20 protein-coding genes are annotated in these 22,142 nt (G+C 67.5%); 17 read left to right on the forward strand and 3 right to left on the reverse strand.

Features of this window, described 5'->3' with window-relative positions:
* Positions 1-148 precede the first annotated feature (148 nt).
* The 8 genes from FS845_RS24105 to FS845_RS24140 all read left to right on the forward strand — a co-directional run bounded on the left by FS845_RS24105 (position 149) and on the right by FS845_RS24140 (position 10,737).
* Positions 149-1,027: a fumarylacetoacetate hydrolase family protein gene (locus FS845_RS24105; protein ID WP_144640348.1), complete on the forward strand. Its 879-nt coding sequence runs from the start codon at positions 149-151 to the stop codon at positions 1,025-1,027.
* An 82-nt stretch (positions 1,028-1,109) separates the two neighbouring features.
* The gene (locus FS845_RS24110) at positions 1,110-2,081 is read left to right on the forward strand and encodes a tripartite tricarboxylate transporter substrate binding protein (RefSeq protein ID WP_144640351.1); all 972 of its coding nucleotides are present in this window, start codon (positions 1,110-1,112) and stop codon (positions 2,079-2,081) included.
* 19 nt (positions 2,082-2,100) lie between these two features.
* Complete coding sequence (locus FS845_RS24115; protein WP_144640356.1) at positions 2,101-2,586, forward strand: (2Fe-2S)-binding protein; 486 nt, start codon at positions 2,101-2,103, stop codon at positions 2,584-2,586.
* A gap of 4 nt (positions 2,587-2,590) precedes the next feature.
* On the forward strand, positions 2,591-4,735 hold the full coding sequence (locus tag FS845_RS24120) for a xanthine dehydrogenase family protein molybdopterin-binding subunit (protein WP_144640359.1): 2,145 nt from the start codon (positions 2,591-2,593) through the stop codon (positions 4,733-4,735).
* A 103-nt stretch (positions 4,736-4,838) separates the two neighbouring features.
* Positions 4,839-5,534: a molybdate ABC transporter substrate-binding protein gene (locus FS845_RS24125; RefSeq protein WP_144640362.1), complete on the forward strand. Its 696-nt coding sequence runs from the start codon at positions 4,839-4,841 to the stop codon at positions 5,532-5,534.
* A gap of 411 nt (positions 5,535-5,945) precedes the next feature.
* A complete protein-coding gene (locus tag FS845_RS24130) occupies positions 5,946-7,862 on the forward strand; it encodes a PrkA family serine protein kinase (RefSeq protein WP_409929338.1) in 1,917 nt (638 codons plus the stop codon).
* A 12-nt stretch (positions 7,863-7,874) separates the two neighbouring features.
* Positions 7,875-9,137, forward strand: a complete 1,263-nt coding sequence (locus FS845_RS24135) for a YeaH/YhbH family protein (RefSeq protein ID WP_144640368.1) — start codon at positions 7,875-7,877, stop codon at positions 9,135-9,137.
* 70 nt (positions 9,138-9,207) lie between these two features.
* Positions 9,208-10,737, forward strand: coding sequence for a SpoVR family protein (locus FS845_RS24140; RefSeq protein WP_144640370.1), 1,530 nt, complete (start codon positions 9,208-9,210; stop codon positions 10,735-10,737).
* Positions 10,738-10,743: 6 nt separating this feature from the next.
* On the opposite strand, the gene FS845_RS24145 is transcribed toward FS845_RS24140, so the two are convergent.
* Together FS845_RS24145 and FS845_RS24150 are read right to left on the reverse strand one after the other, a co-directional pair.
* Complete coding sequence (locus FS845_RS24145; RefSeq protein ID WP_144640373.1) at positions 10,744-11,739, reverse strand: Bug family tripartite tricarboxylate transporter substrate binding protein; 996 nt, start codon at positions 11,737-11,739, stop codon at positions 10,744-10,746.
* A gap of 218 nt (positions 11,740-11,957) precedes the next feature.
* Positions 11,958-12,797, reverse strand: coding sequence for an IclR family transcriptional regulator (locus FS845_RS24150; RefSeq protein ID WP_260986431.1), 840 nt, complete (start codon positions 12,795-12,797; stop codon positions 11,958-11,960).
* 219 nt (positions 12,798-13,016) lie between these two features.
* Between FS845_RS24150 and FS845_RS24155 the strand changes: the two genes are divergently transcribed.
* From FS845_RS24155 to FS845_RS24190, 8 genes are all read left to right on the forward strand, one after another.
* Positions 13,017-13,880 (forward strand): enoyl-CoA hydratase-related protein, encoded by an 864-nt coding sequence (locus tag FS845_RS24155; protein WP_144640379.1) that lies wholly within the window; start codon positions 13,017-13,019, stop codon positions 13,878-13,880.
* Positions 13,881-13,952: 72 nt separating this feature from the next.
* Entirely contained in the window at positions 13,953-14,852 is a 900-nt protein-coding gene (locus FS845_RS24160) for an SDR family oxidoreductase (RefSeq protein ID WP_144640382.1), read from the forward strand.
* 12 nt (positions 14,853-14,864) lie between these two features.
* A complete protein-coding gene (locus FS845_RS24165; RefSeq protein ID WP_144640385.1) occupies positions 14,865-15,545 on the forward strand; it encodes a 3-oxoacid CoA-transferase subunit A in 681 nt (226 codons plus the stop codon).
* Positions 15,529-16,200 (forward strand): 3-oxoacid CoA-transferase subunit B, encoded by a 672-nt coding sequence (locus FS845_RS24170; protein ID WP_144640388.1) that lies wholly within the window; start codon positions 15,529-15,531, stop codon positions 16,198-16,200. The genes FS845_RS24165 and FS845_RS24170 overlap by 17 nt, the downstream gene beginning before the upstream one ends.
* Before the next feature lie 10 nt (positions 16,201-16,210).
* Positions 16,211-17,176 (forward strand): NAD(P)H-dependent flavin oxidoreductase, encoded by a 966-nt coding sequence (locus tag FS845_RS24175; protein WP_144640391.1) that lies wholly within the window; start codon positions 16,211-16,213, stop codon positions 17,174-17,176.
* A 44-nt stretch (positions 17,177-17,220) separates the two neighbouring features.
* Positions 17,221-17,685: a MaoC family dehydratase gene (locus FS845_RS24180; RefSeq protein WP_144640393.1), complete on the forward strand. Its 465-nt coding sequence runs from the start codon at positions 17,221-17,223 to the stop codon at positions 17,683-17,685.
* Complete coding sequence (locus tag FS845_RS24185; protein ID WP_260986432.1) at positions 17,682-18,098, forward strand: Zn-ribbon domain-containing OB-fold protein; 417 nt, start codon at positions 17,682-17,684, stop codon at positions 18,096-18,098. The genes FS845_RS24180 and FS845_RS24185 overlap by 4 nt, the downstream gene beginning before the upstream one ends.
* A complete protein-coding gene (locus FS845_RS24190) occupies positions 18,095-19,252 on the forward strand; it encodes a thiolase (protein ID WP_144640396.1) in 1,158 nt (385 codons plus the stop codon). The genes FS845_RS24185 and FS845_RS24190 overlap by 4 nt, the downstream gene beginning before the upstream one ends.
* Before the next feature lie 104 nt (positions 19,253-19,356).
* Here the strand turns inward: FS845_RS24190 and FS845_RS24195 are convergent, their stop codons facing one another.
* Positions 19,357-21,009: a PAS domain-containing methyl-accepting chemotaxis protein gene (locus FS845_RS24195; RefSeq protein WP_144640399.1), complete on the reverse strand. Its 1,653-nt coding sequence runs from the start codon at positions 21,007-21,009 to the stop codon at positions 19,357-19,359.
* 343 nt (positions 21,010-21,352) lie between these two features.
* On the opposite strand from FS845_RS24195, the gene FS845_RS24200 reads away from it, so the two are divergent.
* Positions 21,353-22,141, forward strand: coding sequence for a helix-turn-helix domain-containing protein (locus FS845_RS24200; protein ID WP_186332403.1), 789 nt, complete (start codon positions 21,353-21,355; stop codon positions 22,139-22,141).
* Position 22,142: the final 1 nt, after the last annotated feature.

A 22,142-nucleotide genomic window follows, 5' to 3' on the forward strand; every position in this document is an offset into this window, starting at 1 on the left:
TTCTTCATCCACGATGGGGCTCTCCTGCATGATGCGACCGGCTTAATGTAGTACCAATTGGATTTTAATGGGCGAAAAATTGGTTGTTGTAAGTCCAATTGACGGATAAAGTGGAACCACAGAAAACCCAATTGGACTTGAATCGCTCATGAAACTGGCTAATCTTTCCCTGGATGGCAAGCATACCGTTGCCGTGGTCGACCCCGATGCGGGGCAATACTGGCCCGTGGCCGAACTGGCGCCCGGCTTCGCCGGCGACCTGGCCGACCTGGCCGCCGACTTCGAGGCCCTGGCCGGCCGCCTGAAGCCGTCGGGCAAGGGCCGGCCCCTGGCCGGCGTGCCGGTCCTGGCGCCGATCACGTATCCGCGCCGCAACGTTTTCTGCGTGGGCAAGAACTACCACGAGCACGCCGCCGAGTTCAGCAAGTCCGGCTTCGACAGCAGCGCGAAAGAGGGCGAGCACGCGCCCGAGGCGCCGGTGGTGTTCACCAAGCCGTACACCACCATCACCGGCCCGGGCGACACCATCCCGCTGCATGCCGGCGTCACCCACCAGATCGACTACGAGGCCGAACTGGCCATCATCATCGGCAAGCCGGGCCGGGGCATCCGCAAGGCCGATGCCTTCAAGCACGTGTTCGGCTACACCATCGTCAACGACGTCACCGCGCGCGACCTGCAGAAGCTGCATCGCCAGTGGTTCCTGGGCAAGTCGCTGGACGGCTATTGCCCCATGGGTCCGTACGTGGTCACCGCCGACGAGGTCGACGCGGCGAACCTGGACGTGAAGTGCTGGGTGAACGGCGAGCTGCGCCAGAACGCCAACACCGCCCAGCTGATCTTCGACATTCCCACGCTGATCGAGACCATTTCCGCCGGCATCACGTTGCAGCCGGGCGACGTGATCGCCACCGGCACGCCGGCCGGCGTGGGCATCGGCTTCGCGCCGCCGCGCTTCCTTAAGCAGGGCGACCGCGTGCGCATCGAGATCCAGGGCCTGGGCGCGCTGGAAAACCCCGTGGGCTGACGCCAGCCCGACCCACGCCGCGCCACGGCCGCGAGGCGCGGCGGATCACAACACACAGAAGCGGCCCCCCAAGGAGACAACCATGCGTACCTTCATCGCCGCTTGCGCGGCGCTGTGCCTGCCGGCGCTCGCCGCGCTGGCCCCGGCGGCCCAGGCCGCCTATCCCGACCATCCCGTCACCATCGTCGTGCCCTTCGGCGCGGGCGGCTCGGCCGACGTCTATGCGCGCGTGCTGGCGCAGCGGCTGGGCCAGTCCACCGGCCAGTCCTTCGTGGTCGAGAACCGGCCCGGCGCGGGCGCGGTCATCGGCACGCAGTATGTGGCCAAGGCCAAGCCGGACGGCTATACGCTGCTGATGATGTCCAATACCCAGACCGTCAACGAATCGCTGCTCAAGGACAAGCCCTACGACCTGATGCGCGACTTCGTGGCCGTGGCGCCGGTGAACGAGGCGCCGCTGGTGCTGGTGGTGCGCAACGGCCTGCCCTACAAGTCGGTGCAGGAGGTGGTGAAGCAGGCCAAGGCCTCGCCGGGCAAGCTGAACTACGCCTCGTCCGGGACCGGCACGCCGTACCACATGGCCGGAGAGCTGTTCAAGAGCATGGCCGGCGTGGACATCATGCACATCCCGTACAAGAGCAGCGGCGGCGCGCGCACCGACGTGCTGGGCGGGCAGGTGGACATGATGTTCGATGCCGTCAGCACCATGACCGAGCTGATCTCCACGGGCAAGGTGCGCGCGGTGGCCACCACGGGCCATGCGCGGTCCAACGTGCTGCCCGACGTGCCCACCGTGGCCGAACAGGGCCTGCCCGACTACACCGCCACGATTTGGCTGGGCGTGCTGGCGCCCAAGGGCACGCCGCCCGACGTCGTGAGCCTGCTGAACCGCGAGATCGGTCGCATCGTGCAGGAGCAGGAGGTGCGCGACGTATGGGCCAAGAGCGGCGTGTCGCCCTTGCGGATGTCGCCCGCCGAGTTCACGCGCTATCTGAACGACGACATCGCCAAGTGGCGCGGGATCGTGCAGTCGGCGCGCATCACGGCCGAATAGGCGCGGCCAGGAGGCCCTGATGAGCAACACCGCAACGGACCACGGCGCCATCGCCTTCGAGGTCAACGGCGTGGCGCGTCGCATCCACGTCGATCCGGACCGCACGCTGCTGGACGTGCTGCGCAACGACCTGTGCCTGCGGGCCACCCATTACGGCTGCGGCGTGGGCGAATGCGGCGCCTGCATGGTGCTGTTGGACGGCCATGCCGTGCCGGCCTGCGACACGCCCATGTGGTCCGTCGCGGGCAAGCAGGTGGTGACCTCGGAAGGGCTGGGCTCGCGGCAGGCGCCGCATCCCGTGCAGAGCGCCTTCATCGCCGAGCAGGCAGCCCAGTGCGGGTACTGCACCTCGGGCATGCTGGTTTCGGCCGCCGCGCTGCTGGCGCGCTGTCCGAGTCCCGCCATGGACGACATCCGCGACGGCATGCAGCGCAACCTGTGCCGCTGCGGCACGCATCCCCGGGTCATCCGCGCCATCCGGCGCGCGGCCCGAGAGCAGGAATAGCGTCATGCCGCCGGGCCATCCCACTACCGCTGCCGTCGCGCAGGAGCTGCCGCCCAGCCTGCGCAACAACCCCCGGCTGGGCGCTTGGCTGCGCATCCGGCCGGCCGGATACGCCGAGGCGTATTCGGGCAAGGTCGAACTGGGCCAGGGCATCCTGAATGCGCTGGCGCAGATCGTGGCGGAAGAGCTGGACCTGGACCTGGCCCAGGTGCGCATGGCGCCCGCGCGCACGGGCGTCAGCCCCGACGAGGCCGTCACCTCGGGCAGCCTGTCGGTGCAGCATTCCGGCGCGGCGCTGCGCCACGTATGCGCGCTGGCGCGGGCCCTCTATCTGTCCAAGGCGGCCGCGTCGCATGGCGTGCCGGTAGGGCAACTGCGGGTGCGCGAAGGCGTGGTGCTCCACGGCGATACCGCATTGACCTCGTACTGGGAGCTGGCCGACGACGCGCTGCTGGACTGCGATGCGCAGCCCGGCGCGACACCCAAGCCGCGCGCGGACTACCGCGTGATAGGCCGCTCGCCGCCGCGTCCGGACATCGCCGACAAGGTGCATGGCGAGTTCCCGTTCATCCACGACCTGGCGCCCGAGGGCCTGGTGCACGGGCGCATCGTGCGTCCGCCCTCGCCATGGGCGGTGCTGGCCGGATGGCAGCCGGACGACGTGTCCGCCTGGCCCGGCGTGCTGTGCGTGGTGCGCGACGGATCCTGGGCAGGCGTCGTGGCCGATACCGAGGCGCTTGCCGAACGGGCCGCCGCGCAGCTGGCGAAGCAGGCGCGCTGGACGGAGCCGCGGGCGCTGCCCGACCAGGACGACCTGCCGGCCTGGTTGAAGACCTTGCCGCGCACCACGATGGAACTGGGCGAGCCCGCACCGCCGCAGGCCGGCGCGCGCACGCTGCGCGCCGCCTATTCGCGGCCCTTCATCCGGCATGGCTCCATCGGCCCGTCCTGCGCGCTGGCGCTGTGGCGGGACGAGGCCGTGCAGGTCTGGAGCCACACCCAGAGCATCTACAACCTGCGCAAGGACCTGGGCCTGGCCCTGCGCATGCCCGAGACGGACATCGTGGTTCAGCACGTGCAGGGCGCGGGCTGCTACGGTCACAACGGCGCGGACGACGTGGCCTTCGACGCCGCCTGGCTGGCGCGCCATTGCAAGGGCCGCACGGTGCGCGTGCAATGGTCGCGCCATGACGAGCTGTGCTGGTCGCCCGTGGGGCCGGCCATGGCGGTGGAGCTGGAAGCGGACGTGGACGAGGCGGGCGGCGTGCTGGCCTGGCGCCATGAGTCGTGGAGCCCCGGGCATGGCCTGCGGCCAGGCCGCGGCGCCACCCCCACGCTGCTGGGCTCCTGGTACGTCGACCCGCCGTTCGAGCGCGTGGCCGCGTCGGACGTGCCCCGGGCGGCCGGCGGGGGCGGGGATCGCAATGCCGACCCCCTGTATGCGTTTCCCCGCATGCACGTGCAATGCCATCGCGTGGTGGACGTGCCCATGCGCACCTCGTCGCTGCGCGCGCTGGGCGCGTACGCCAACGTCTATGCCATCGAATCCTTCATGGATGAGCTGGCGCTGGCCGCCGGGCAGGACCCGCTGGCGTACCGCCTGAAGCACCTGCGCGACTCGCGTGCGATCGCGGTGCTGCAGGCCGCCGCCGCGCAGGCCGGTTGGCAAGCGCGCGTCGAGCCGGCGGGGCAGGGACACGGGCGCGGCATCGGCTTCGCGCGCTACAAGAACACCAGCGCCTATTGCGCCGTCGTGGCCGAGGTCGAGGTCCAGGAGAAGGTGCGGGTGCGCCGGCTGGACATCGCGGTGGACGTGGGCCTGGCGATCAGTCCCGATGGCGTGCGCCAGCAGATCGAGGGCGGCGCCATCCAGGCCGTCAGCTGGGCGCTGATGGAGGCCGCGCATTTCGACCGTACGCGCATGCTGGACGACAACTGGGACCAGTATCCGATACTGCGTTTCTCCGATGTCCCGGAGATCGACGTGGCGGTGCTGCCGGCGGACGAATATCCTTCGTTGGGCGCCGGAGAAGCCTCGCTGGGCCCCACCGCCGCCGCGCTGGGCAACGCCGTGTTCGACGCATTGGGCGTGCGCGTGCGCGACCTGCCGCTGAGCTTCGACCGCATCGTGCAGGCGATGGAAGGATGAGCCCCAGACGATTCCGCTTCATGGCCGCCGCGCCGCATCCTGGCCGCCGCGACGTCCCAACCCCCAGGCCGGGATTTCCATTACCGATCCAGGAATCACGACGATGAAACTCGCATTCTTCAGCGGCGGCGCCGCGCAGGCGGTGGCGACCGGACTGCAGCCCGCCTTCGAGTCCGAACACGGCTGCGTCTTCGATGCCGCGTTCGGCGCGGTGGGCACGATGCGCGACAGGCTGCTGGCCGGCGAACCGTGCGACATGCTCATCCTGTCGGAAGCGTTGATCCGCGAGCTGGAGCGGCAAGGCCACGTCGTGACGGGCAGCGCGCAGCCGCTGGGCAGCGTGGCCACGGGCGTGGCGATACGCCAGGGCGATCCTGCCGTCGACGTGTCCACCGGCGACGCCTTGCGCGCCACGCTGCTGGCCGCGCGGGGCCTGTACGTACCCAACCTGACGCAATCCAGCGCGGGCATCCACGTGGCCAACGTGCTGCGCAAGCTGGGCATCGCCGACGACATGGCCGACCGTGTCCGTGAATACCCGAACGGCGCCACCGCCATGCGCGAGATGGTCTCGGCCGACGTGCCGGGCGTGCTGGGCTGCACGCAGGCCACGGAAATTCTCTACACGCCGGGAGTGTCTTACGTCGGCGATCTGCCGGCCGGCTACGACCTGGCCACCGTCTACACCGCCGCGGTCGCCACGCGTGCGCAACAGCCCGAACTGGCGGCCGCATTCGTACGCGCATTGACCTCGCCCGCATCGCGGGAATTGCGCACGCGCAGCGGCTTCCGTCTCTGATCCTTCCGGGCCGCGTTCCGCGGCCCATTGCCACCGCGCCCGCGCGGTGCGCGTCGCGTTGCTCTCATGAGCTTATTGCGTGCATGCATGCATCGAATCGTGCATGCATGCACCGGTTGGCACTCGTCGAACGCGTGTGCCAACAAGGTATCCGTTTATACAAACAGGCCCTGAATTTACGCACTGCAGGAACTTGTTAACGAAGAACGGGGCCTAAGCGAATAAGGGTCTTCCTATCCCTTCTATTGTGTGTGGTGAAACAGCCACGTCAACATCCTGTGGTGTGTCCAATGGCAATAAGGACTGGCACCGCTCTTGCTTGAGGAACACAATGAAGGCAACCGACCTGATTTTTTGCAGTGCTTCTGAAGTCAGTGATTGATACCGTAGGAGGGGTTGGCCGTGCAAAGCATCCTCGAAGGCTTCAAATCGCAGTACGCCCGCGACCAGGAAACCGAGCTTTCTCTCGAAGAATATCTCGCCCTGGCAAAACGTGATCCGATGGCGTATGCCAGTCCCGCCGAACGCATGTTGTCGGCCATCGGCGAACCCGAGCTGGTGGACACGCGTAACGACCCGCGGCTCTCGCGCCTCTTCTCCAACCGCGTCATCCGCCGCTATCCCGCGTTCCGCGAGTTCTACGGCATGGAAGACGTGATCGACCAGATCGTGGCGTTCTTCAAGCACGCCGCGCAAGGGCTCGAAGAACGCAAGCAGATCCTCTACTTGCTGGGACCGGTGGGCGGCGGCAAGTCCTCCATCGCCGAGCGGCTCAAGGTGCTGATGGAGGCCTATCCCATCTATGCGCTGAAGGGCTCGCCCGTCAACGAGTCCCCGCTGGGCCTGTTCCATCCCGAACGCTTCGGCGACAGCCTGGAGGCCGAGTACGGCATTCCTCGGCGCTATCTCAGCGGCATCATGTCGCCCTGGGCCGTGAAGCGCCTGCGCGAGTACGACGGCGACATCTCGCAGTTCCGCGTGGTGCGCCTGAACCCGTCGGTGCTGCGTCAGGTCGCCATCGCCAAGACCGAGCCGGGCGACGAGAACAACCAGGACATCTCGTCGCTGGTCGGCAAGGTCGATATTCGCAAACTTGACCGTTATTCGCAGGACGACCCGGACGCGTACAGCTATTCCGGCGGCCTGTGCCTGGCCAATCAGGGCCTGCTCGAGTTCGTGGAGATGTTCAAGGCGCCGATCAAGATGCTGCACCCGTTGCTGACCGCGACGCAGGAAGGCAACTTCAAGGGCACCGAGGGTTTCTCGGCCATTCCGTTCAACGGCAGCATCCTGGCGCACTCGAACGAATCCGAGTGGCAGACCTTCCGCAACAACAAGCACAACGAGGCGTTCCTCGACCGTATCTACATCGTCAAGGTGCCTTACTGCCTGCAGGTGTCGGAAGAGGTGCGCATCTACGACAAGCTGCTGCGCCACAGCTCGCTGTCCACCGCGCCGTGCGCCCCTGGAACGCTGGAGATGATGGCCCAGTTCTCGGTGCTCACGCGGCTGAAGGAACCGGAAAACTCCAGCATCTATTCCAAGATGCGGGTGTACGACGGCGAAACGCTGAAGGACGTTGATCCCAAGGCCAAGGCGCTGCAGGAGTACAAGGACTACGCCGGCACCGACGAGGGCATGACGGGCGTGTCCACGCGCTTCGCGTACAAGATCCTGTCCAGCGTCTTCAACCATGACCAGACCGAGGTGGCTGCCAACCCCGTGCACCTGATGTACGTGCTCGAGCAGCGCATCGCCCGCGAGGACTTCCCCGAGGAAACGCGGCGCCGCTACCTCGAATTCATCAAGGGCTGGCTGGCGCCGCGCTATGCCGAGTTCATCGGCAAGGAAATCCAGACCGCGTATCTCGAGTCGTATTCCGAGTACGGCCAGAACATCTTCGATCGCTACGTCACGTTCGCCGACTGCTGGATCCAGGACGAGGAATTCCGCGATCCCGAGACCGGCGAGAGCTTCGACCGCAGCGCGTTGAACGACGAGCTGGAGAAGATCGAGAAACCCGCGGGTATCGCCAATCCCAAGGACTTCCGCAACGAGATCGTCAACTTCGTGCTGCGGGCGCGCGCCAACAACTCGGGCCGCAACCCCAACTGGACCAGCTACGAGAAGCTGCGTGAAGTGATCGAGAAGAAGATGTTCTCGAACACGGAAGACTTGCTGCCGGTCATCTCGTTCAACGCCAAGGCGTCGGCCGAAGACCGCAACAAGCACCAGAGCTTCGTCGATAGAATGGTCGAGAAGGGTTACACCGAGAAGCAGGTGCGACTGCTGTGCGAGTGGTACCTTCGTGTGAGGAAGTCTTCCTGAGGAGAGTGAATCATGAATTCGCTCATCGACAGGCGTTTGAATGGCCGCAACAAGAGTGCGGTGAACCGGGAACGGTTCCTGCGCCGCTACAAGGACCAGATTCGCAAGGCTGTCGGCGATATGGTCAAGGAGCGGTCCATCGAGGACATGGACCGCGGGGGCGAGATCAACCTGCCCACGCGGGACATCTCCGAACCCAGCTTCCGCCACGGCAACGGGGGCGATCGCGAGATCGTGCATCCCGGCAACCGTGAGTTCACCAAGGGCGATACCTTCGATCGGCCCAACGGGGGCGGCGGCGGCGGGGGCGCAGGCGAGCCCGGCGAAGGCGAGTCGGTGGACCAGTTCACCTTCAGCCTCTCGCGCGCCGAGTTCCTGAGCCTGTTCTTCGACGACCTGGAGCTGCCGCACCTGGTGCGCACGCAGTTGGGAGACGTGTCGCAGAAGAAGTGGCAGCGCGCGGGCTACACCACCAGCGGCTCGCCCAGCCAGCTCAGCATCAACCGCACGCTGCGTGCATCGCTGTCGCGCCGCATGGCGCTGAGCGTCAATGCGCGCAGCGGGCTGGACGAAGCCGACCAGAAGCTGCTGGACGCCGAGGCGCGCGGCGCGCCGGAAGACGAACTGGAACTGCTGCGCGCCGAGGTGGCCGAGTGGACGGCGCGCGTGGCCCGCGTGCCGTTCCTGGACGACATGGACCTGCGCTACCGACATCGCGTGGCGGTGTCCACGCCCGTGGCGCGCGCGGTCATGTTCTGCCTGATGGACGTGTCCGGCTCGATGGACGAGGGCAAGAAAGACCTGGCCAAGCGCTTCTACACGCTGCTGTACCTGTTCCTGTCGCGCAAGTACGAGCATGTCGACGTGGTCTTCATCCGCCACACTGACAACGCCGAGGAGGTCGACGAGCAGACCTTCTTCTACGATCCCAAGAGCGGCGGCACCATCGTGCTGTCGGCCCTGGAGCTGATGCGCGACATCATGACCGAGCGTTATCCACCGTCGGCCTGGAACGTGTACGCGGCCCAGGCCAGTGACGGGGACTCGTTCGGCGCCGACGCGGGCAAGAGCGCACGCTTCCTGTCCGAACACCTGCTGCCGGGCGCGCGGTACTTCGCCTACATCGAAGTGCCCGACTCGGCCGAGGCCCGCAAGAGCAGCCTGTGGGCCGAATACGAGCAGGAGACCTCGCCGCACTTCGCGATGCGCCGCATCTGCGACCGCAGCGAGATCTATCCGGTATTCCATGATCTGTTCAAGAAGGAGGCCGCATGAGCACGCCGAGCCGCCTCAAGTGCGAATCCTCCCTCGGGGAGGGGGTCGCGAAGCGACAGGAGGGTACATCATGAACGCACTCACGGGACCTACAGGCGAGCGAATCTCCCGACCGATCTCAGAAGGTTCCGAATGGACCTTCGACCTGATCCAGCGCTATGACGAGGTCATCTCCGAAACGGCCGCGGAGTACGGCCTGGACACGTATCCCAACCAGATCGAGATCATCACCTCCGAGCAGATGCTGGATGCCTACGCGTCCGCCGGCCTGCCGCTGGGCTATCCGCACTGGTCGTACGGCAAGGAGTTCATCCGCAACGAGCAGTACTACCGCACGGGCATGCAGGGGCTGGCGTACGAGATCGTCATCAACTCCAATCCCTGCATCTCATACCTGATGGAAGAGAATTCCATGGCCATGCAGGCGCTGGTGATCGCGCATGCCTGCTATGGGCACAATTCCTTCTTCAAGAACAACTACCTGTTCCGCCAGTGGACCGACGCTGACGGCGTGCTGGACTACCTGGTGTTCGCGCGCAAGTTCGTGATGGACTGCGAGGAGCGCTACGGCATCGAGGCCGTCGAGGCCCTGTTGGATTCGTGCCATGCACTGAGCATGCACGGGGTGGACCGCTACAAGCGGCCCACGCCGCCGTCGTTCCGCGAAGAGGCCCTGCGCCAGGCCGAGCGCGAAGAGCACGCGCGCCTGCAGTACAACGATCTGTGGCGCACCGTGCCCAAGGCGGAAGCCACGCAGGCCGAGGCGCGCCGCGAGGGCACCTTCCCGCCCGAGCCCGAAGAGAACCTGCTGTACTTCATCGAGAAGCACTCGCCCAGGCTGGAGCCCTGGCAGAAGGAATTGGTGCGCATCGTGCGCAAGGTCGCCCAGTATTTCTACCCGCAAAGCCAGACCAAGGTGATGAACGAGGGCTGGGCCACCTTCTGGCACTACACCCTGCTGAACCGCCTGCATCACAAGGGGCTGGTCAACGACGGCTTCATGATGGAGGTGCTGCAGAGCCACACCGGCGTGGTCAGCCAGCGCGGTTTCGACCAGCGCGGCTACGGGGGCATCAACCCGTATGCGCTGGGCTACTCGATGATGACGGACATCCGCCGCATCTGCGAGGCGCCGACGCCCGAAGACCGCAAGTGGTTTCCTGACATCGCCGGCAGCGACTGGCTGAAGACCCTGGACTTCGCCATGCGCAACTTCAAGGACGAATCCTTCATCTCGCAGTACCTGTCGCCGAAGCTGATCCGTGAGTTCCGCTTCTTCGCCATCGCGGACCACCAGGAGAATCCCAAGCTGGCCGTGGCGGCCATCCACGACGACGAGGGCTACCGCGACATCCGCCGTCTGCTGGCCGCGCAGCACAACCGCGACAACCAGGTGCCGGACATCCAGGTGGTGCGCTACAAGCGTGAATCCGACCGCTCGCTGGTGCTGCGGCACCAGCAGACGCGCGGCCGGCCGCTGGCGGCGGAGGATGCCGACCAGGTGATGAAACACCTGGGGCGCTTGTGGGGCTTCCGAGTGCGGCTGGAGGAGACGGCGCCGGATGGAACGGTGCTGTCGTACCGGCAGATCGAGCCGTGAGGGGCGTCACTGCAGTTTGATGCCCAACCGCTTGATGATGCCGCCGAACCGCTCGATTTCCGAACGGTAGAAAGTGCGCAGTTCGTCGGGGGTGCGGTACTCGCTCTCGGCGCTCTGCGCGATCAGGCTTTTCTGCACTTCAGGCATGCCCAGCGCCTGCTTGTTCGCCTGATTCAGTTTCTGCACCACGTCGGCCGGCGTGCCGGCGGGGGCGAACAGGGCATACCACTGCGCGAACTCCATGTCCTTGTAGCCGAACTCCTGCAGCGTCGGCACATCCGGCAGCGAGCGCGACCGCGTGCCGTTGGCCACGGCCAGGATCTTGATCTTGCCGGACGCTTGTTGGCTCGTGGCCGATGCCGTGCCCACGAAGGCCAGGTCGACCTGGCCGCCCATGGCGTCCGTGACGGCGGGGCTGTCGCCCTTGTATGGAACGTGAACCATGTTCAGGTTCGTCGCAGCCTTGAATGCCTCGCCGGCCAGGTGGCCAGTGCCCCCGGTGCCGCTGCTGCCGAATGACAGGCGGTGCGTCTTGCCATACTTCACCAGCTCTTCAATGGAATTCACGCCCAGCGCGCTGCTGACCACCACGACGATCGGAACCGAGCCGACCATGGCGACCGGGGTGAAGTCCTTGTCGGCGTCGTATTGCAACTGCTGCGCATAGAGCGTGGGATTGGTGCCGTGCGTGGCGCTGTTGCCCATCAGCAGCCCGTATCCGTCGGCCGGCATCTTGGCCACCGCGCCTGCGCCGATCATGCCGTTGGCGCCGCTGCGGTTCTCGACCACGATGGTGGCCTTCAAGGCCTCTCCCATGTAACGCGCCATCAGGCGCGTCAGGAAGTCGTTGGCGCCGCCCGCGGCATAGGGCGAGACGAACTGGATGGGCTTGTCGGGATAGGCGGCGCGCGCCGCGCCCGGGGGCAGCAGCGCGCCGCAGGCCACTGCAAGCCCCGCGGCGGCGGCCAGCAGGGTCCTGCGCAGGGAAAGCGTCTTCGGCATGGATGTCTCCTGGAACATGTAGTCGTTATGTGGAAGCCGGCCTGTGTCGGCAGCCAGGAAAAGTCTATCCACGCCATGCGGGCCTGGGCCCGGTCCGCGCCGCGAAGCGGAAAAAAGCGGTCCACGTTATGGAATAAATGGGGCGCCCGGATGGCGGCCTGTCGCGAAGGTGCGCTGGTGGGCGAAGTCCATCCGATGGACTTCGCGCAGGGAGACGATCAACGCGTGCCCAGCGCGGGCATGGCGCTCGGCATCTGCTCGCGGTCGACATAGGTACGCAGCTCCATCTCGATGGCCTGCGCCGTGTCTCCCAGGCATCGCACCACCATTTCCAGGCGCGAGTCCGCCAGGCGCGAGGATAGCGTCGAGACGCTGATGCCCGCGGCGGGAGAGCCGTCGGGCAGGCGGATCGCGATGCCGACGGACAGCACCGGCGGCTCGTCCATCACCTTGGTCGTGGAGTAGCCCCTGCGACGCGTGCTTTCGATGCCCGCGCGCAACTGCGCCTCGGTATAACGGGGGTTCTTGCGCCGCGTGCGTTCGACGTTGACGCGGCAGATGCGGTCGATGTCATCGTCGGCCAGGGCGCTCATCAAGGCCAGGCCGCTGGCGCCTACGTTCAGCGGACGGTGGCGGCCCACGTCGTGCACGAACATCTTGATGGGAAAGGAGCCGTCGGCGCGCGCCACGCAGACGCCGTCGAAGCCCGAGCGGATCGTCATGAAGACGGTGTCCCCGGTGTGTTCGGCCATGGCTTCCAGGTAGGGCAGGCAGATGTCGCGCAGCGCGACCTTCGGCGCCGCGGCCAGGCCCAGTTCGTAGGCGAGGCTGCCCAGGAAATAGCGCTTGTTCTCGGCGGCCTGCCGCACCAGTTTCTCGGAGACCATGCCTTGCAGCAGGCGGTGCACGGTGGGACGTTCGAGGTTCGTGCGCCGGCATAGCTCCACCAGCCGGCAACCCTGGCGGTTATTGGCCGCGACGATGCGCAGCAGCGCGACGGCCCGGTGCAGCGATTGCGTACCCGGCACGCCGGCTTCGGATGAGAGAACTGTGGCCAAGGTTGTCCTTGTCGTTCTGCCGGCCCCGAAAGGCAGCCGGTGGGGGTTCGTTCTGCATGTTGGACGTCGTTGCTGGAGAATTATGGCGCAGCCGGGAGGGGATGGCGCACCGGTTTCATAATGTGGACAGTTATTGGGTCCGACCGCGCGAACCCGCGAGCAGGGGCCGCGAGTCCGCCCTAGTATGTCTTCCATTCCATCTCGAGCAAGGTTTTCGACTTGGCAGAAGACACCGAACACGTATTGCTGAGCACGCGCCAGGACGGCGTGCTGTGGCTGACGCTGAATCGTCCGCAGCGGCGCAATGCCTTGAGCCGAGAGCTGTATGCCGCGTTGCTGGACTCGCTGCAGGCCGCGCAGTCGGATGACGGCATCGGCGCCATCGTATTGAGCGGTGCGGGCGAGGCATTCTGCGCGGGCGGCGACGTGGCGCGGATGAATGCCGCGGCGGGCGATCCCGCGGCGGGCGATCCCGCGGCGGGCGGACCCGCGGCGGGCGCACCCGTGCCGGCCGAGTCCCCCCAGTCGCGCGCCGCGGCACTGCGGAATCGCACGCGCATCGTCGAATTGCTGCATGAGGGCGACAAGCTCACGGTGGCGATGATCCGCGGGCCCGCCGTGGGGGCCGGACTGTCGCTGGCCCTGGCCTGCGACCTGCGCTACGGCGACGGCAGCGCGCGGCTGCGTACCGGCTTCATCGACGTGGGCGTGTCGGGGGATTTTGGCGGCCATTACTTCCTGCCCCGCATCGTCGGTCCGGCGCGGGCCCGTGAGCTGTACCTGTGCTCGCCGATGCTGGATGCGGCACGCGCCGAGTCGCTGGGGCTGCTGCATGCCGTGTATCCCGCGGCCGAACTGGAGCAGCGGGTAAGCGAGATCGCCGGGAAGCTGGCCCGGGGGGCCGCGCCCGCGACCGCGCTGATGAAAGCCAATCTGAATCTGGCCGAGCACGCCGGCCTGCAGCAGGTGCTGCAGGCCGAGGCCGAACGCCACGTGCGCTGCGTGGACAGCGCGGACCACAAGGCGGCCGTCCGCGCCTACGCCGAGCGGCGCAAGACGGCCCGAGAGCGCCGAGGCGGCTAGCGCGGCGGCTAGCGCGGATATGCGCGGGCAAGCCGCGCCCGCCGCCACCATCCCATCATTTCAGGAGACATCATGAGAAAGTTGTGCGAGGGGCGCGTCGTCATCGTGACGGGCGCGGGGCGCGGCATCGGCCGCGAGTACGCCCTGCAATTGGCCAGCCATGGCGCCAGCGTGGTCGTCAACGACCTGGGCGTGTCGCGTTCCGGCGAGGGCGGCGACGAGAGCGCGGCCCAGAGCGTGGCGCGGGAGATCATCGAGGCCGGGGGCAAGGCCGTCGCCAATCACGAGAACGTGGCGGACTTCGCGGGCGCCAAGCGCATGATCGACCAGGCGGTCGATACCTTCGGCGGCCTGCACGCGGTGGTGAACAACGCGGGCATCCTGCGCGACCGCACCCTGGCCAACATGAGCGAAGAAGAGTGGGACGCGGTGATCCAGGTGCACCTGAAGGGCACTTTCGCGCCGGCCCGTCACGCGGCCGCCTATTGGCGCGACCTCAGCAAGCAGCTGGGACAGCCCGTGGACGGACGCATCATCAATACCTCGTCCAGTTCGGGCCTGTACGGCAATATCGGCCAGGCCAATTACGGCGCCGCCAAGGCGGGCATCGCGGCGCTGACCATCATCGCGGCCCGCGAGTTGAAGCGCTACGGCGTCACCGTCAACGCCATCAACCCGCATGCGCAGACGCGCATGACCGAGAACCTGCGCGAGCGCACCGAAGAAGAAATCGCCGCCCGCCATCCACGCTGGATCGCGCCGGCCGTCGTGTGGCTGGCCAGCGCGGACAGCGGTGACGTGACGGGCCGCGTGTTCGAGGTCGGAGGCGGCTTCCTGTCAGCCATGGAGGGCTGGCACCGCGGTCCCGAGGCCGAACCGGTCGACGATGCAAACGCCATCGGCCCGGTGATGCTGCGGCTGGCGCAGCAGGCGCGGCGCAATGCCGACATGAAAGGCCGCGATCTCGACTGAACGGAGGCTTGCTTGATAGACAAACGCGTGAAATCGCCGATGGATGCCGTCAGCGGCCTCAAGGACGGCGACGTGCTGCTGGTCGGCGGCTTCGGGTCTTCGGGCCGGCCCGCCGACCTGATGGCGGCCGTGCTGGAGCTGGGCGTGAAGGACCTGACCATCGTGGCCAACAATGCCACCGTGGGCGACGACGTCATGTCCGACCTGATGCACGCGGGACGCATCCGCAAGGTGGTGTGCTCGTTCCCGCGCGGCCTGAAGGGCAGGACGGTCTTCGACGAGCTGTATGCCAGCGGCAGGATCGAACTGGAGCTGGTGCCCCAGGGCACGCTGGCCGAACGGATCCGGGCGGGCGCGGCCGGCATCGGCGGCTTCTTCACGCGCACCGGCGCCGGCACCCGGCTTGCCGAGGGCAAGGAGACCCGCGAGATCGATGGGCAGACCTATGTCTTCGAGAAGCCCATCAAGGGCGATGCCGCTCTGATAAAGGGGCTGCGCGGCGACCGGTGGGGCAACCTGGTCTACCACCGTGGCGCGCGCATCAACAATCCCGTGATGGCGGGCGCAGCCCGCCTGGTGATCGCGCAGGTGCGCCAGATCGTGCCGCTGGGCGAGCTGGATCCCGAACACGTCATTACTCCGGGGGTCTACGTGGACCGCCTGGTCGAGGTGCCCAATGAGCGCAAGGCTTGAGCGCGACGCCATCGCTGCCGTGGCGGCGCACGACATTCCGGAAGGGGCATGCGTGAACCTGGGCATCGGCCTGCCCACCCGGATCGCCGACTTCGTGCCGGTCGGCCGCGAAATCATGCTGCAAAGCGAACAGGGATTGCTGGGGCTGGGCCCGGCGCCCACGCCCGGCCAGGAGGACTACGACGTCATCAACGCCGGCAAGTTCCCCGTGACGCTGCTGCCCGGCGCGTCGGTGTTCAGCCACAGCGATTCGTTCGCCATGATCCGCGGCGGCCACGTCGACATCGCCTGCCTGGGTGCCTTCCAGGTGGCCGCCAACGGCGACCTGGCCAACTGGACCGTGGACGCGCCGGGGCAGATTCCCGGCGTGGGCGGCGCCATGGACCTGGCCGCGGGCGCCCGGCAGGTGTGGGTGCTGATGGAGCACACCACCCGCGAGGGCGAGCCCCGCATCCTCGAGCGCTGCACCTATCCGTTGACCGCGATGGCCTGCGTGAACCGCATCTACACCGACCTGGCCGTGATCGACGTGACGCCGCGCGGGCTGGTGGTCGTGCGCCTGGCTCCCGGCCTCGACTTTGCCGGCCTGCAGGCGCTGACGCACGCGCCGCTGAGCCTGGCGTCCGATTGCCGTCCCTATCAAATCGCCCCATGAGGATCACGACGTGAAGACTGCTGTAACGCGTTTGCTTGGCATCGAGCACCCTATCGTGCAAGGGGGGATGCAATGGGTATCCCGCGCCGGACTGGCCGCGGCCGTCTCCGAGGCCGGCGCGCTGGGCGTACTGACCGCGCTGACGCAGCCCACGCCCGAGGCCCTGCGCCAGGAGATCAGCCGCGTGCGCGACCTGACCGACAAGCCCTTCGGCGTGAACCTGACGTTCCTGCCCACGCTCAAGCCCGTGCCGTATGCGGAGTACCGCGACGCCGTGATCGAGTCGGGCGTGAAGGTCGTCGAGACCGCCGGCAACAATCCCGTCGAGCACATGCCCGCGCTGAAGCGGGCCGGCATCACCGTCATCCACAAGTGCACCACGCCGCGCCACGCGGTGAAGGCACAGGAGATCGGCGTGGACATCGTCAGCATCGACGGCTTCGAGTGCGCTGGCCACGTGGGCGAGCACGACATCCCCGCGCTCATCCTGATTCCGGCCACGGTGGCCAAGGTGCGCATTCCCGTGATCGCCTCGGGCGGCTTCGGCAGCGGGCAGGGCCTGGTGGCGGCGCTTGCGCTGGGCGCGTCCGGCATCAACATGGGCACGCGCTTCATGTGCACGCGGGAATCGCCCATCCACGACGCCATCAAGCAGACCATCGTGCGCAGCGCCGAGACGGATACGCAATTGATCCTGCGCAGCCTGCGCAACACCAGCCGCGTGTGGAAGAACGGCCTGTCGCGCCAGGTCGCCGAACTGGAGAAGGAAGGCGCCACCATCGCCGAGATCGGCCCCTTGGTGGCCGGCGCGAAGGGACGCGGCGTCTACGAGAACGGCGACGTCGAGGGCGGCATCTGGACCGTGGGCATGGTGCAAGGCCTCATCGATGACGTTCCGGAATGCCGGACCCTGGTCGAACGGATCATGCGCGACGCCCAGGAACTGGTCGGCCGGCGCCTGCCCGCGCTGCTGTGACGTGCCGCCGCCACGGGCGGGAAAGAACTACTGGAGGAGTACACATGTTGACCCTGGAAACGCCTTACGACCTGGAAGCCCACGTGGGCCAGGTGCTGGGCCGCAGCGAGTGGAAGCAGATCACGCAGGAGATGATCGACGACTTCGCGCGGATATCCGGCGACGACAACTGGATCCACGTCGACGTCGAGCGCGCGCGGCGCGAGCTGCCCGACGGCAAGACCATCGCCCACGGCATGCTGACGTTCTCGCTGCTGACGGCACTGGGCGGCGAGCTGCTGAAGGTGAGGCAACGCGGCCGCGGCATCAACTACGGCTCGAACAAGGTGCGGTTCACCGCGCCCGTGCCGGAAGGTTGCCGCATTCGCCTGGAGCGCTCGCTGCTGGCCGTGGACCGCGTCGACGGAGGCGTGCGCCTGACCTATCGCAACGTGATCGAGCGCGAGGGGCACGAGCAGCCCGTGATGGTGGCCGAGACGCTTTCGATGATGTACGAAAAGGGGAAATGATGGCGGACCCGACGCAGGGCCGCGATGCGGCGCACGAGGGCGAAGCGCCCTATGCCCGCTATGTGGCCTACCTGAAGGCCGGGCAGCTGGCCTACCAGTACAGCACCGTCGCGAAGCGGGCGGTGTTCTTTCCGCGCGTGCGCTGTCCGTGGTCGGGGCGCGACTGCCTGCAGTGGCGCGTCAGCGGCGGGCAGGGCACCGTGTACAGCACCTCCGTGGTCTATCCGCGCAACGGCGATCCCTACAACGTGGCATTGATCGACCTGGACGAGGGATTCCGCCTGATGAGCCGCGTGGTCGGGATCGATCCGCATGCCGTGCGGATCGGCCAGAGAGTGGCCTTCCGCGCCGCGCAGGATGCCGAGGGCGAGGATCCCGTTCCCGAGTTCACTGCAGCGGAGGCAGCGGCATGAGCAGCACTTTCCAAGCGGGGCGGGCCGCCATCGTGGGCGCGGCCGAGTCCGACCTGGGCGCCGTGGGCCCGGCGTGGTCTCCCATCGACCTGATGGCCCAGGGCGTGTACCGCGCGCTGGACGATTGCGGGCTGGCTGTCGGCGACGTGGACGGCCTGTTCTGCGCCACGTCGCAAAGCCGCCTGGCGGGATTGGCGCTGGCCGAGTACCTGAACCTGCCCGAGGCCTACATCGATTCGACCTCCACCGGCGGGTCGTCGTTCATGGGACACCTGGTGCGCGCCGAGGCCGCCATCGCCGCGGGGCTGTGCCAGGTGGCCGTGGTGGCTTATGGCAGCACCCAGCGCTCGCTGGGTCGCAAGCAGACCAGCCGGCCGGAATGGAATCCCTACGAATCGCCGTTCAAGCCCTTCCTGCCGCCCACGGCCTATGCGCTGGCCGCCGCGCGGCACATGCATCAGTTCGGCACCACGCGCGAACAACTGGCCGAGGTGGCTGTGGCGGCACGGCAATGGGCGCTGCGCAATCCCGCCGCGTGGGAGAAGACGCCGCTGACGGTGCAGGAGGTGCTGGCCTCGCGCATGGTCAGTTATCCCCTGACCCTACGCGACTGCTGCCTGGTGTCTGACGGCGGCGGGGCCATCGTGTTGACCACGCCCGAGCGTGCCGCCCAACTGGCCAGGCTGCCCGTGTACCTGCTGGGGGCGGGGCATTGCACCACGCACCAGACCATCTCGAGCATGCCGGACCTGGTGGAGACCGGCGCGCGAGTGTCGGGCGCCAAGGCCTATGCCCAGGCCGGCCTGCGGCCGTCGGACGTGGACGTGGTGGGCCTGTATGACGCCTTCACCATCAACACCATCCTGTTCCTGGAAGACCTGGGCTTCTGCGGCAAGGGCGAGGGCGGGGCGTTCGTCGGCGGTGGCCGCATCGCACCGGGAGGCGAGCTGCCGGTGAACACCAACGGCGGCGGGCTGTCGTACTGCCATCCGGGCATGTATGGCATCTTCCTGTTGATCGAGGCCATCCGCCAGTTGCGCGGCGAATGCGGTGACCGCCAGGTGCCTGGGGCGGAAGTAGCGTTGGCGCACGGCAACGGCGGCGTGCTGTCGTCGCAGTACACCGTGATCCTGGGCGGCGCGGCCACGCTGTAGGGCGGCCGAGGGCGTGCGCCTTCCATGAAAAAGGGCCGCCTGGCAAGGCGGCCCCGCGGCTTATGGTCCGGATGCCGGGCGGGGTACCCTGACGCCCGGCGGCATCAGGCCGCCGGCAGCGCCTTGGGCAAGGCCTGGCGCGGCGCATGCGCTACGCGCAGCGCCACGGCCTCGGGCCGCACGATAGTGGTCAGGCTGTCCAGGCGGAACACCTGCATGGCCTGCGAGGTGTTCTGCGCCAGCTGTTCCAGCGACATCGCCGACGAGGCTACCTGTTCCACCAGCGTGGCGTTCTGCTGCGTGATGCCGTCCAGCTGCGCCACCGCCGCGTTCACCTGCGAGATGCCCGCCAGCTGTTCGCGCGTGGCATTGCTGATCTCCGCGATCAGGTCGTTGACCGACTGCACGCTGTCCAGTACGTCGCCCATGGTCTTGCGGGCCAGCTCCGTGCGCTCATTGCCCTGCGCCACCTTGTCGGCGGATTCGTCGATCAGGTTGCGGATCTCCTTGGCGGCATGCGCGCTGCGTTGCGCCAGCGCGCGCACCTCGGCGGCCACCACCGCGAAGCCGCGGCCCTGTTCGCCCGCGCGCGCGGCCTCCACCGCGGCGTTCAGCGCCAGGATGTTGGTCTGGAAGGCGATGCTGTCGATCAGCTGCGTGATCTCGCTGATGCTGCGCGACGACTTCAGGATGTCCTGCATCGTCAGGCTGACCTGCTCGACGGCCTCGGCGCCGCGTTGCGCCACCTGGCTGGTCTGCGCGGAAAGCTGGCCGGCCTTCTGGGCCGACTCGGCCGCCTGGCCGACCGTGCCCGTGATCTGCTCCATCGACGCGGCCGTCTGCTGCACGTTGCTGGCCTGCGCCTCGGTGCGGCCGGACAGGTCCAGGTTGCCGCGGGCGATCTCGGCCGTGCCGGCCGCGATGTCCTGGCTCTGGTCGCGGGCATCGCGCACGATCGAGTGCACGTTCACGCTGAGCTGCGCCAGCGCGGTCTGCAGCTCGCCCAGTTCGTCGTCGCGGGTGCGTTCCAGCGTGTGCGTGAGGTCGCCGGCGGCCAGGCGGTTGGCCGTCTCCACGACGTCTTCCAGCGGCTGCCGCAAGCCGGTGGCCAGCAGGCGCCAGGCCAGCGCCAGCAGCGCCAGGCGCAGCGCCCAGGCGGCGGCGATCATCGCCGTGGTGTCGGTGGGCACGAATCGGTCGACGGCGGTGAAGGCCAGCACCAGCGCGACCAGCCCCGTCATGAACTTGCCCGCCAGCCCCATGCGCGTCATGTGCGCGAGCCGGCCGAACAGGGTGCGCTTGACCACCTGGCCACGCGACAGGGTGTGCCGGCGGCGGCCGGCTTCGCGCTCTTCGCGCATCGTGGCGTACAGCGCCTCGGCGGCCTCGATCTCTTCGCGCGTGGCCTCGGTGCGCACCGACATGTAGCCGACCGGCTCGCCATCTTCCACCAGCGCAGTGGCGTTGGCCATGACCCAGTAGTAGTCGCCGTTCTTGCGGCGGTTCTTCACCGGGGCCGACCACGGGCGCCCCGACGAGATCGTGGCCCACATGTCGCGGAACGCCTCTTCCGGCATGTCCGGATGGCGGATCACGTTGTGCGGCTGGCCCAGCAGCTCGTCCTTCGAGAAGCCGCTGACTTCCACGAATGCGGGGTTGCAGTACAGGATACGGCCCTTGGTGTCGGTCGTGGAAACCAGGGTGTGGCCCTTGGGGAAGGGGTATTCCCGTTGGGTGGCGGGCAGGTTCAGGCGCATTGTCTTCCGTTGACCTTGTGTGGCTCGCAATGCGTTCCGTGGCCGGCGCCGGGAGGCGGCGCGTCCGCGGAATGCGAGGTCGGGTTCTCGTTTTGCGACGATTGTAGGAATGGGGGACCGGCAAAGTTTGATATTGATCAGTTTTCGATGACTTGGACGGGCGGAGTACCAAGGGTTAGTACCCCCTCTTTGGGCGTTTGACAGCTTGCTGTCAGTGTGCCGGCAAGTCGCGCGCCGGCCGGTTTCGGTCTGATTCGGCGACGGCGGCCGCCCGCGGCCGATGGCGTCGTGGTTCGATGCGATGGCTGGGCCACGCGGTCCGGCCCTGGTCCAAGGAGCCCCCATGATCGACTTCGACGTCATATGCAACGACCGGCCGCATTACGGCAACGGCCCGCACGTCCACGCCGACGACATGCTGTTCGTGCCGCTGGACGGCCTCTTCTCGGTCGCGGCGGGCGGCCGGTCGGCCGTCATCGCCGACGGCGCCATGTGGTACGTGCCGGGGCGCAGCCCGCATCACGTCCAGGCCAGCGGCCGGCAGCGGCACCTGTGCTACTACGCGGACATGGCCAGCCTGGATCGCCAGGGCTTTTGCGAGCCGCGCTGCTGGAGCATGAGCACGCTGCTGCACGACCTGATGCGGCTGCGCCGCCATTTCCTGCCGGGCCGGACGAATCCCCTGGAACTGAGCCGCGAGGCCCTGGACCGGATGATCATCGCGGAAGTCGGCCGGGTCGTCGCGAGCAGGCCGGCCGATCTGGCAACCGATGAAGCCGGCGCCATGCTGTCTGCGGTGAAGGCGTACATCGCCCGGCACCTGGACGAGGACCTGAGCTGCGCGGCCCTGGCCGACCGCTTCCGCCTGAAAGAGCGCACGCTTGCCCGGTGGTTCGGCGCGCGGGAGCGGGCCTCCGTCGGCCAGTACGTGCTGGAGGCGCGGCTGCAGGAAGCCGCACGGCTGCTGCGCACCTCGGCCTTGCCGGTCGCCGACATCCAGGAGGCGGTCGGGTTCGCCTCGCCCGCCCATTTTTCCTTCGCGGTCCGCAAGCGCTTTGGCGCGCCGCCGTCCGCGTTGCGCCTGAAAAATCACGAAAGTGATAAATCGATAATGCTGGCCGGCATGTCATAAC

This window comes from Bordetella genomosp. 13 (assembly GCF_007679965.1).
Lineage (GTDB): Bacteria > Pseudomonadota > Gammaproteobacteria > Burkholderiales > Burkholderiaceae_B > Bordetella.

Bases quoted from the DNA above. Each gene is read 5' to 3' on its own strand.
- FS845_RS24185 (WP_260986432.1), top strand. From the start codon at position 17,682: ATGATGGCGGACCCGACGCAGGGCCGCGATGCGGCGCACGAGGGCGAA.
- FS845_RS24170 (WP_144640388.1), top strand. From the start codon at position 15,529: ATGAGCGCAAGGCTTGAGCGCGACGCCATCGCTGCCGTGGCGGCGCAC.
- FS845_RS24120 (WP_144640359.1), top strand. From the start codon at position 2,591: ATGCCGCCGGGCCATCCCACTACCGCTGCCGTCGCGCAGGAGCTGCCG.
- FS845_RS24200 (WP_186332403.1), top strand. From the start codon at position 21,353: ATGATCGACTTCGACGTCATATGCAACGACCGGCCGCATTACGGCAAC.
- FS845_RS24145 (WP_144640373.1), bottom strand. From the start codon at position 11,739: ATGCCGAAGACGCTTTCCCTGCGCAGGACCCTGCTGGCCGCCGCCGCG.
- FS845_RS24125 (WP_144640362.1), top strand. From the start codon at position 4,839: ATGAAACTCGCATTCTTCAGCGGCGGCGCCGCGCAGGCGGTGGCGACC.
- FS845_RS24110 (WP_144640351.1), top strand. From the start codon at position 1,110: ATGCGTACCTTCATCGCCGCTTGCGCGGCGCTGTGCCTGCCGGCGCTC.
- FS845_RS24115 (WP_144640356.1), top strand. From the start codon at position 2,101: ATGAGCAACACCGCAACGGACCACGGCGCCATCGCCTTCGAGGTCAAC.
- FS845_RS24195 (WP_144640399.1), bottom strand. From the start codon at position 21,009: ATGCGCCTGAACCTGCCCGCCACCCAACGGGAATACCCCTTCCCCAAG.
- FS845_RS24105 (WP_144640348.1), top strand. From the start codon at position 149: ATGAAACTGGCTAATCTTTCCCTGGATGGCAAGCATACCGTTGCCGTG.
- FS845_RS24180 (WP_144640393.1), top strand. From the start codon at position 17,221: ATGTTGACCCTGGAAACGCCTTACGACCTGGAAGCCCACGTGGGCCAG.
- FS845_RS24190 (WP_144640396.1), top strand. From the start codon at position 18,095: ATGAGCAGCACTTTCCAAGCGGGGCGGGCCGCCATCGTGGGCGCGGCC.
- FS845_RS24160 (WP_144640382.1), top strand. From the start codon at position 13,953: ATGAGAAAGTTGTGCGAGGGGCGCGTCGTCATCGTGACGGGCGCGGGG.
- FS845_RS24135 (WP_144640368.1), top strand. From the start codon at position 7,875: ATGAATTCGCTCATCGACAGGCGTTTGAATGGCCGCAACAAGAGTGCG.
- FS845_RS24140 (WP_144640370.1), top strand. From the start codon at position 9,208: ATGAACGCACTCACGGGACCTACAGGCGAGCGAATCTCCCGACCGATC.